The organism is Luteibacter sp. P1_D3, from assembly GCF_056406135.1.
Genome location: NZ_JBFUAT010000068.1, coordinates 1 through 10,090, shown reverse-complemented (window position 1 = coordinate 10,090; position 10,090 = coordinate 1). Strand labels below are relative to the sequence as shown.

Genomic DNA, 10,090 nt, shown 5'->3' with positions numbered 1-10,090 from the left:
ATATAGCACGCCGTATCGGCCAGGCTATCGGTGGCCTCATGAACGAGCGGGGCCTGCGTGAAATCGTCGTGGGCCGCGACGGACGCCTGTCGGGCCCCGAGCTGGCCGGTGCGCTTTCGGACGGTCTTCGTGCCGCCGGCATCGACGTGATCGACCTCGGCGCGGTACCGACCCCCGTGGCCTATTTCGCTGCATTCCACTTTGGCACGGGCTGCGCCGTGTCGGTCACGGGAAGCCATAACCCGCCCGACCACAACGGCTTCAAGATCGTCGTCGGGGGTGAAACCCTCGCTGAAGGTGCCATCGCCGATCTGCACCGCCGCATCGCCGAGGATCGTCTCCAGGAAGACGGCCTCGGAACGTGGCGCGAGCAGTCGATCGTCGATGCCTACGTGGCAAAGATCGCCGGCGATGTCTCGGCGGAACGGCGGCTCAAGGTCGTTGTCGACGCCGGTAATGGCGTGGCTGGCGCGGTCGCACCCCGTGTGCTCGAGGAAATCGGTTGCGACGTGGTGCCGTTGTATTGCGATGTGGATGGCACCTTCCCGAACCACCACCCGGACCCGTCCGATCCACGAAACCTCGGTGACCTCATCGCTGCCGTCCATACGATCGGCGCGGATCTCGGCATCGCATTCGATGGGGACGGCGATCGCCTGGGCGTGGTGACGGCCAGCGGCGAAATCATCTACGCCGACCGTCTGCTGATGCTGTTCGCCAGGGACGTGCTTACGCGCAATCCGGGCGCGACGGTGATCTTCGACGTGAAATGCACCGGGCACCTGCGCCGGGTGATCCAGGAGTCCGCCGGCGTGCCGCTCATGTGGCGCACGGGACACTCGCTGATCAAGGCGAAAATGCGTGACACAGGCGCGGCCCTGGCTGGCGAGATGAGCGGTCACTTTTTCTTCGCGGACAACAATCGCTGGTACGGCTTTGACGACGGCATCTATGCGGCTGCCCGCCTGCTCGAGATCGTCGCCGGCGATCTCGAGGAACGCAGTGTCGCGGCGCTTTTCGAGGAGTTGCCCAGCAGCGTGTCCACCCCGGAGCTGCGTTTGCCGATGGAGGAGGGTGCGCCCTTCCGCTTCATCGAGGCCTTCCGCACGTCCGCGACGTTCGACGACGCGCGGGTCACGACGATCGACGGCATCCGGGTGGACTGGCCCGATGGCTGGGGCCTGGTCCGCGCGTCGAACACCTCACCGGCCCTGGTCTTCCGCTTCGACGCAGACACCGCCAAGGCTCTGGAACGGGTGAAGCAGGCCTTCCGCCAGCGTCTGCTGGCGGTCGACCGGAGTCTGGCCCTGCCGTTCTGACGAGGTGATCAGCCGCCGTTGGCAGCGGCGGCTTTCAGCTGGCGATAATGCTGCAGCTGGCCGTCGATCTTCACCTTGGCAGCGTCCCGGGATGCCTGCTGGCGTTGGAGGGTGGCGCGAAGCGAGGCCACCGTGTTGCGTTGCTCGGTGATCCGCTGGTTGAGGTACGGCGGCACCGGTTGCTTGGCGCGTTCCAGGTCGCCGGCGCGGGTGAGCAGGTCGGCCAGTGCCTTCTCCTGCCCCTGCAGGTTCAGCCGGGTGGTCCGCGTGGCCTGCTCGAAGTTCTCCAGTTCGGCGTTTTTCGCCGACATGAACGAGGCTTCGTTCGGGTACGCGTTGAGCATCTGGTTGTCTTCGCGCTGGCGCTGCTGCTCGGCCTGTAAGGCCGCGGCGTTCTGGTCCGCGACTTTCTTCGCCGCCGCCCGTTCATCGGCCGTCATCTGGCGATCCACATGCCGGACAGTGACGCCCTGAGCATTGACGACGTCGTAGCCGGCCATCATCGCGTCCGGTGTCAGGCTGTCGCTGAAATACGAATGCCCCGACGTGTCTTTCCACTTGTAGCGGAAACCGTTGTTATTGGCCGTATTGCTCTGGGCGGCAGCTAAGCCGGCCGTGCCTAGGCACAGCATGGCTCCCGCCAGGGTGTAACGCACTGCACGCATGGTGTTCCCTCCTGTCGAGCGAGTATAGCCAGCGAGCGGCGTCAGATTGCGCGGGGGCGGCATGTGCGCCGGCCTCGCGTGACGCAGTCGCCGTTTTCTCAGGCCTTGACGCCGTACTGCTCGCGGTACGCCACCAGCCGCCCGTATTCCGCGGCCAGCTCGGGCTTTTCACCTGCATAGGTAAGGACATCGGCCAGGGTGGCGATCGCAATGACCGGAATGCCGAACTGGGCGGCCACTTCCTGTGCCGCCGACAGCTCGCCCTGTCCGCGCTCCTGGCGATCGAGGGCAATAAGCACGCCCGCCGGTTCGGCGCCCTGTGCGCGGATGAGTTCGAGCGATTCGCGAACGGCCGTGCCCGCGGTCATCACATCGTCCACGATGAGAACGCGACCCTTCAGTGGCGCGCCGACGAGGGAGCCGCCTTCGCCGTGGGCCTTGGCTTCCTTGCGGTTGTAGGCCCAGGGCAGGTCGCGGTCCTGGGTATCGGCCAGCGCGATCGCCGTCGCGGCAGCCAGGGCGATGCCCTTGTAGGCAGGGCCGAACAGCATGTCGAACGGCACGCCCGATCGGGTGGCCGCTTCGGCGTACGAGCGCCCGAGCCGGGCCAGCGCGGCACCGGAGTCGATCCGGCCCATGTTGAAGAAGTACGGGCTGCTGCGGCCCGACTTCAGCGTGAAGTCGCCGAAGCGAAGCACGTCGCGGGCCAGGGTGAGCTCGATGAATTCGCGCTGGTAATCGTGCACGGCGGTATCTCTCTCAGGGGTTCCAGGGGTGCAGCGGTCGCCACAGCACGAACTGCGGACCCGCCAGCCCGCCATGGTACAGCTCACCGCTGTCGCGATAGCCGGCGCGGCGGTACACGTGAACGGCTGCTTCGTTGCGCACGTTCACCGTCAGCAGGATTCGCTCGCGATCGGGATGGCGTCCGGCGACGTAGGCATGGATGGCATCGAGCGCGCGGCGCCCCAGCCCTTCGCCCTGGCGTCGGGCGTCGATCATGAAACTGCGCAGGGCGACGGCGCCATCGGCCAGGGGGTGGTCGCCCAGGGCAGTGGCGCGTCGGTCGATGCGCACGTAGCCCACGACATCGTCATCGACGACCAGGGCCAGCGCGTCGCTGCCGGGGCATACGGCCACGTCGGCCAGGGAATCCCCGATACGACCGACGAATGGCAACTGCTCGTCCTGCACGCGCAGGGCAAGGACACCGGGCCRCAGGTCGGCATCCACGGGCATGACGCGAAGGGCACTCTTCATGCCGCCATTATGGGCCCGGTATGATGGGGAGATTCGTCAAACGCACCCCAAGGTCCCATGCGCATCATTTCGCTGAACGCCAACGGTATCCGTTCCGCCGCCACCAAAGGCGTCTTCGAATGGCTGCGCGCCCAGGACGCCGACGTCGTCTGCCTGCAGGAAACCAAGGCGCAGGAAGCCCAGCTGATCGATCCGATGTTCCGTCCGGACGGGCACCACTGCTTTTATCACGATGCCCGCAGCAAGAAGGGCTACAGCGGTGTCGCGATCTATTCGAAGCGCGAGCCCGACGAAGTGCGTGTTTCGCTGGGGCGCGAGGACTTCGACTGCGAAGGACGCTACATCGAGGCGCGCTTCGGTAATCTCAGTGTCGTCTCCTTCTATATCCCGTCGGGTTCGTCGGGTGACGAGCGGCAGCAGTACAAGTTCCGCGTCATGGAATGGCTCACGCCGATCCTGCGCGAGTGGGCCGCCAGCGGGCGCGAGTACGTGCTGTGTGGCGACTGGAACATCGTCCACACCAAGAACGACATCAAGAACTGGACGTCCAACCAGAAGAATTCCGGCTGCCTCCCCGAGGAGCGCGCCTGGCTCGACCTGCTCTTCAAGGAGATCGGCTGGGTGGACAGCTTCCGCGCGATCAAGCCCGACGCCGTCGAATACACCTGGTGGTCCAACCGTGGCGCGGCGCGCGCGAACAATGTGGGTTGGCGCATCGACTACCAGATCGTGACGCCGGGCATGGGCGCGCGGGCGCGCGACTGCGCCATCTATCGCGATGAGCGCTTCTCCGACCACGCGCCCTACACCGTGGATTACGCGGAGTGACCGAAGTGGCCGGTGTGGCCCGCTACAAGGGGCTGCGTGGCGTGGCCGCGGCATTCGCCCAGCCGGGTGCGGTGACCATGCTGTTCTTCGGCCTGGCCTCGGGCCTGCCGTTCCTGCTGGTCGGCAACACGCTCTCGGCGTGGCTGAAGGAGTCGGGCGTCGACTACGGCGCCATCGGCCTGGCGAGCTACGTCACCTTCAGCTACAACTTCAAGTTCCTCTGGGCGCCGCTGGTCGACAAGTTCCGGCTGCCGCTGTTCTGCCGGCTGGGCCAACGTCGCGGCTGGTTGATGTTCGCCCTGCTGTTGCTCGCCGCGGGCCTGTTGTCGATGGCCTTCATGCCGCCGACGGCATCGCTGCCACGCTTTGTCGGCGCGACGATCCTTGCCGCCTTCGCGGGTGCGACGATCGACATCGTCGTCGATGCGTATCGCGTCGAGATCGCACCGATCGAAGCGCAGGGCGCGTTGGCCGCGACCTATACCCTGGGTTATCGCTTCGGCCTGATCGCGAGCGGGGCCGGTATCCTGCTGATTGCCGACCAGGTCGGCTGGCAACGCGGGTACATGGCGATCTGCCTGCTCCTGATCGTGCCGATCGTGACCGTGCTGATCGCGCGTGAACCCGAGCACCGGGTGCGCGAGCGCCTGCCACTGCGTGTCGCGATCCAGGAAGGCTTCATCGGACCGTTCCGCGACTTCTTTTCGCGGTATGGCCTGGGGCTGGCGCTTGGGCTGCTCCTGTTCGTCGCCTTGTTCCGCCTGCCCGACCAGATGCTCGGGGTGATGGCCTACCCGTTCTACCTCGATGCAGGCTTCAGCAAGACGCAGATCGCGGAAGTGTCGAAGGTCTACGGCGTCATCATCGGCATCGCCGGTGCCTTGTTGGGCGGCTGGGCGGTCACCCGCTTCGAGATGCGCCGCCTGCTGGTCGTCGCCGCCCTGGGCGTCGCCTTGTCCAACATGCTTTACCTGTTGATGGCGCAGAACCCCGGGCAGACCTGGGCCTTTGTCGTGACCCTGTCGGGCGACAACTTTGCGCAAGGTTTTGCGGGGCCGATCCTCGTTGCCTTCATGTCCGGCCTGGTCAACCGCAGCTTCACCGCGACGCAGTACGCCTTGCTCAGTTCGCTGGCGAACCTGCCCGGCAAAGTGATCGGCGGGATGTCCGGTTTCCTGGTCAAGGACTCCGGTTATTCCGCGCTCTTCATCATCAGTACGGTCTCGATCGTGCCCACGTTGCTGGTGCTAGCCCTGCTCTGGCGCCGCCTGCCGACCCCAACGGACAGGCCATAAGACCAGCACAACGAATTGCCAAAACTGTGTAAGATCTGCCGCACAGGGGGCATGCGCGAGGAGGTAACGCACGTGCCAGATATCGTGGTGCGACACATCGACGAGCAGATGGCCGAGCGGATCAAGACGCTCGCGCGCGAACGCCGCTGGTCGATCAATGAGGTGATCCTGCACGCGCTGCGCTATGGCCTCGGCCTCAGCGCAGGCGATGTGTTCAGCGAGCTGCTGCTGCAGCCCGGCGATATCGCGCACCTGACCGGGGCGTGGGATGCCGAGGAGCAGGCGGCGTTCCAGGAAGCCCTGGCCGCCCTCGCCCAGGCATCGCCTTCGTCACTCATCGATGCAGCCCAGCGTCAGGCCAGCGTGCCCGACGAATCGTTCTGAGGTTCAGGGCGCCGCGTAAAGCGCGCCCAGCAGGCGCGGGCCACGTGCGCCCGTGACACTTGCCAGATTGCCGGGCTCGCCGCGAACGCGGCGGTAAGCCAGCCACGCGAAGGCCATGGCTTCCATGAAATCGGGATCGATGCCGAATGCCGTGCTGGTCACCATCGCGCGCCCCGGCATGCGTTCGGCCAGCGCGCGCATCAGGGTCGCGTTATGCACGCCGCCGCCGCAGGCGACGACCTCAGTGGCATCCCCGGCGTAGCGGTCGATCGCGTCCGCGATCGACACCGCGCTCAATGCCAGCAGGGTGGCCTGAACATCTTCCGGGCTGTTGCCGGCAACACGGGGATAGCCATCCAGCCACGCGAGGTGGAAGTGTTCGCGACCGGTGCTCTTCGGTGGCGGCAGCACGAAGTACGCATCGTCGAGCAATTCGCCGAGCAGGGTCGTGTCGACGGTCCCGGCTGCGGCGAAGCGGCCGTCGCGGTCGAAGGCTTCGCCGCGGTGGCGCAGGCACCACGCGTCCATCAGCCCATTGGCCGGGCCGGTGTCGAAGCCGGAAACCTCGCCATGGGCGGATAGCCGCGTGACATTGGCGATGCCGCCGAGGTTGAGCACCGCACGTGCACCCGTGGCGGGACGCAGCACCGTGGCATGAAAAGCGGGGACCAGCGGCGCGCCCTGTCCGCCCGCGGCCACATCGGCACGACGAAAATCGGCGATGGTATCGATGCCGCTACGTTCGGCGATGACCGACGGGTCGCCGATCTGCAGCGTGAACGGGAGTGGGCCGTCGGGTCGGTGGCGAATGGTCTGCCCATGCGATCCGATCGCTTTTACCGCGGTGGATGAGACCCTCGCCCTTTCGAGCACGGCCTGCGCCGCATCGGTGAACGCGTGGGCCACGGCGACATCGAGACGGCCGTAGTCGTCCAGGGCAAGACGGTCTTCATCCTGCGCCACGGCGAGAATGCGCCGGCGCAGGGTGTCGTCCCAGGGATGCGTGAGGCCAGCCACGAGAGACGGGCGTCCCTCGTCGAAGCGGACCAGCGCGGCGTCGATGCCGTCAGCGCTGGTCCCGGAAATCAGGCCAAGGTAGAGACCATCGTCGTTAGACACGACTCAGTCGTCGCTGCGCGGTGCCGTATCGGCGCGCGCGAGCTTGGTGTTGTTGTCGACCTGGTTGAGGCGGGCCAGCTGCGGGGCGACCACTTCCTTCTTGAACTTCGCCAGCTGCGCCGCCGGGAGCGGCTCCGGCTTCGGCAGGGTCACCGTCTGCGGATCGCGCTGCACGTTGTTCACGCGGAATTCGTAGTGCAGGTGCGGCCCGGTAGCCAGGCCGGTCATGCCGACGAAGCCAATGGTGTTGCCCTGGCTCACGCGCTGGCCCACACGAAGGTTGGCGAAGCGGGACATGTGGCCGTAAGCGGTGCTGATCGTCGCATTGTGCTGGATGACGACGAAGTTGCCGTAGCCGTTCATCCAGCCGCGGAACTTGACCACGCCATCGCCCGCGGCATGAATCGGCGTGCCCGTCGGGGCGGCGTAGTCGACGCCCTTGTGTGCGCGCATCGTGCCGAGGATCGGGTGCATGCGACCGGCGCTGAACTGCGACGAGATGCGCGTGAAGTCGACCGGAATGCGCAGGAAGGAGCCGGTGAGCGGGCGACCTTCTTCGCTGAAGTAACTCCACTTGCCGTCGGCATTCTTGAAGCGATAGGCGGTATAGCGCTTGCCCTGGTTGACGAACTCGGCGGCGACGATGTCGCCCTCGCGCAGGTACGAACCGTCGCTGTAGACATCGTCATAGATGACGGTGAAGTTATCGCCGACGCGCAGGTCCTGGACGAAGTCGATATCGAACTTGAACACCTCGGCGAGCTTCAGCACCATCGCGTTGCTCATGCCCGCCTTGGACGCCGCACCGAACAGCGAGCTGTCGATGACCCCATGGGAGATGTGTTCGCGGCGCTGGACGTCGCGGGTCTTCGTGGTGAGCTGGGGGGACGCGCCGTCGAGACGCAAGGTGGCGATGGTCGCCTCGTCCTGGTCGAAGCGCACGCCCTTGAGCGTGTGATCGCCGCCGACGAGGAACTGGAATTCCTGGCCCGGCTTGATCTGGTGGAAGACTTTCGTGCCACCCGAGCCGTCGATCACGTGCTGGAGATCGGTCATCGACAGGCCCTGGGCCAGGAAGATGTCGGCGAGGGTCTCGCCCGGATGCACCTGCACGGTCTGCCACTCGTCAACGGGAGCGATCGGCTTGATCGTGGCCGGGTCCATCTTCGGCAAGGCAAGCGGGACGATGGCGTGGTCGAGCGGGTCGGTGCTCGCCACGACCGCGGTGGCGACCGTGGTCTTTGCCGCGATGCCCGGTGCCGGGGCGACCGACGACGACTTCATGGCGCCGGCCCAGGCCGGGATCACGAGGGCGGAAAGAATCACAAGAAGGAAGGCGGTGCCGGCGAGGATCCAGCGCTCTCGCGACCAGCTCAGCGGCTCCGACGACGCGTTGCGACTGAACGACCAATGCGCACGACTATCGTAGAAGTGCGAGTGACGGCGCTGCGCCTTGCGACGGATCGCCTGCTTGCGGGCGCTGTGCGCGCCTCTGTTCTCATCAGTCATTGTCTTTCTTGTATCCGCTCGCCCCGGGTTGTCGCGTACCATAACGGCCTCGTGCAAACGGCGTCAACGCCTTTGCCATCAAGGCTTTGCATCGCATCTTTGGGTTAACGCACAATTAACCCCCACGGTCTCTTCACACACATATGTGAAGGCCGCAGACCCATGACTACCAGAGAGAAAGCATGAACGAGCTGGACCAGGCCCTGGCGCTGATCGCACGCGGCGCGGACGAGATCATCAAGAAGGAAGACCTCGAAGCCAGGTTGAAGACGGGCCGCCCCCTGCGTATCAAGGCCGGGTTCGACCCGACCGCCCCGGACCTGCACCTGGGTCATACGGTCCTGCTGAACAAGATGCGCCAATTCCAGGATCTCGGTCATCAGGTGATCTTCCTGATCGGCGACTTCACCGGGATGATCGGCGACCCCACCGGTAAGAACGTCACCCGCAAGCCGCTCACCCGCGAGGACGTGCTGGCCAACGCCGAGACCTATGCCGAGCAGGTCTTCAAGGTGCTCGATCGGGCCAAGACCGAACTGCGCTTCAATTCCGAGTGGTTCGGCAAGATGGGCGCCGCGGACATGATCCGCCTGGCGGCCCAGCACACCGTGGCTCGCATGCTCGAGCGCGACGACTTTGCCAAGCGCTACAAGTCCGAGCAGCCCATCGCCATCCACGAGTTCCTGTATCCGCTGGTCCAGGGCTACGACTCCGTGGCGCTGGAATGCGACGTGGAGCTGGGCGGCACCGACCAGAAGTTCAACCTGCTCATGGGCCGTGCCCTGCAGGAGCACCACGGCCAGCCGCCGCAGATCGTCCTGACGATGCCTTTGCTGGAGGGCCTGGACGGCGTCAACAAGATGTCCAAGTCGCTAGGCAACTACATAGGTATCAATGAACCCGCCATCGATATGGTCACCAAGACCATGAAGATCGGTGACGACCTGATGTGGCGGTGGTTCGAACTGCTCAGCTTCGACGTGTCCCTGGAGGATATCGCCCGGATGAAGGAAGAGATCGCCTCGGGCGTCCTCAATCCCCGGGACGCCAAGCTACGTCTGGCCCGCGAACTGACCACGCGCTTCCATGATGCGGCTGCCGCCGAGCAGGCCATTGCCGGCTGGCATGCCGTCGTCACAGGGGAGGGCGATACCAGCCTTCTGCCTCTGGCAGACATCGAAGCGCCCGCTGAAGGCTTCCGTCTCGCCGCTCTTCTTACGGCGGCGGGCGTTACGCCGAGCAATTCCGAGGCGAACCGCAAGCTCAAGGAACGTGCGGTGCGTATCGATGGGGAGGTGGTGGACGATGCTTTGCGCGTCTTCACGGCCGGATTCGAAGGCGTGCTCCAGGTTGGCAAAAGAAATTTCGCGCGTATCCGCCTGATTTAACGTCGCTTTCAAAAAAGATTCACAAAAGGGGTTGCGGGAGGCTCAGGAATCGGTATTATTCGCCTCCCGCAGCGGCCCACGTCGAAAGACGAACGCTTCGGCAGCTATATCGCTTCGGCGACAACCTCGAAAAAAAGATTCACGAGGGTGTTGACGGAAACGAAAAACGATATAGAATGGGCGGCTCACTAGGACGAAATGTCCTGACGCAGAAAGCGAAATGCTTCTGCGGAGCGAACAAGATCTTTGACAGTGTGCGCAGGTGAATTGTGTGGACGCCTTGCGGTGGACTGAAGTAGTCAACCAAATGCAAGTGTCCCACT

The 10,090-nt window shown here is 65.0% G+C and carries 10 protein-coding genes; 5 read left to right on the top strand and 5 right to left on the bottom strand.

Translation table 11 applies throughout. The features are described from left to right. The coding region (locus tag AC1DYM_RS22560) for a phosphomannomutase/phosphoglucomutase (RefSeq protein ID WP_477342223.1) at window positions 1–1,319 on the top strand (1,319 nt) is incomplete at its 5' end. Window positions 1,320–1,327: 8 nt separating this feature from the next. On the opposite strand, the gene AC1DYM_RS22555 is transcribed toward AC1DYM_RS22560, so the two are convergent. The 3 genes from AC1DYM_RS22555 to AC1DYM_RS22545 all read right to left on the bottom strand — a co-directional run bounded on the left by AC1DYM_RS22555 (window position 1,328) and on the right by AC1DYM_RS22545 (window position 3,244). After that, on the bottom strand, window positions 1,328–1,984 hold the full coding sequence (locus tag AC1DYM_RS22555; protein ID WP_477342221.1) for a DUF4124 domain-containing protein: 657 nt from the start codon (window positions 1,982–1,984) through the stop codon (window positions 1,328–1,330). A gap of 98 nt (window positions 1,985–2,082) precedes the next feature. After that, window positions 2,083–2,730 carry an orotate phosphoribosyltransferase gene (gene pyrE, locus AC1DYM_RS22550; protein ID WP_477342219.1) on the bottom strand — a complete coding sequence of 216 codons (648 nt, stop codon included), beginning with the start codon at window positions 2,728–2,730 and terminating at the stop codon, window positions 2,083–2,085. Between the two features lie 13 nt (window positions 2,731–2,743). Next, the gene (locus AC1DYM_RS22545) at window positions 2,744–3,244 is read right to left on the bottom strand and encodes a GNAT family N-acetyltransferase (protein ID WP_477342217.1); all 501 of its coding nucleotides are present in this window, start codon (window positions 3,242–3,244) and stop codon (window positions 2,744–2,746) included. Window positions 3,245–3,301: 57 nt separating this feature from the next. On the opposite strand from AC1DYM_RS22545, the gene AC1DYM_RS22540 reads away from it, so the two are divergent. From AC1DYM_RS22540 to AC1DYM_RS22530, 3 genes are all read left to right on the top strand, one after another. Further along, window positions 3,302–4,072: an exodeoxyribonuclease III gene (locus AC1DYM_RS22540; protein WP_477342215.1), complete on the top strand. Its 771-nt coding sequence runs from the start codon at window positions 3,302–3,304 to the stop codon at window positions 4,070–4,072. Then, window positions 4,069–5,367 carry an AmpG family muropeptide MFS transporter gene (locus AC1DYM_RS22535; RefSeq protein ID WP_477342213.1) on the top strand — a complete coding sequence of 433 codons (1,299 nt, stop codon included), beginning with the start codon at window positions 4,069–4,071 and terminating at the stop codon, window positions 5,365–5,367. The genes AC1DYM_RS22540 and AC1DYM_RS22535 overlap by 4 nt, the downstream gene beginning before the upstream one ends. A 72-nt stretch (window positions 5,368–5,439) precedes the next feature. Beyond that, window positions 5,440–5,751 carry a hypothetical protein gene (locus AC1DYM_RS22530; RefSeq protein WP_477342211.1) on the top strand — a complete coding sequence of 104 codons (312 nt, stop codon included), beginning with the start codon at window positions 5,440–5,442 and terminating at the stop codon, window positions 5,749–5,751. Between the two features lie 3 nt (window positions 5,752–5,754). On the opposite strand, the gene AC1DYM_RS22525 is transcribed toward AC1DYM_RS22530, so the two are convergent. Next, the gene (locus tag AC1DYM_RS22525; protein WP_477342209.1) at window positions 5,755–6,870 is read right to left on the bottom strand and encodes an anhydro-N-acetylmuramic acid kinase; all 1,116 of its coding nucleotides are present in this window, start codon (window positions 6,868–6,870) and stop codon (window positions 5,755–5,757) included. A gap of 3 nt (window positions 6,871–6,873) precedes the next feature. Next, window positions 6,874–8,379 (bottom strand): OapA family protein, encoded by a 1,506-nt coding sequence (locus AC1DYM_RS22520; protein WP_477342207.1) that lies wholly within the window; start codon window positions 8,377–8,379, stop codon window positions 6,874–6,876. Window positions 8,380–8,561: 182 nt separating this feature from the next. Here AC1DYM_RS22520 and tyrS point away from each other — a divergent pair, with 182 nt between their 5' ends. Beyond that, complete coding sequence (gene tyrS, locus AC1DYM_RS22515) at window positions 8,562–9,767, top strand: tyrosine--tRNA ligase (RefSeq protein ID WP_477342205.1); 1,206 nt, start codon at window positions 8,562–8,564, stop codon at window positions 9,765–9,767. Window positions 9,768–10,090 lie beyond the last annotated feature (323 nt).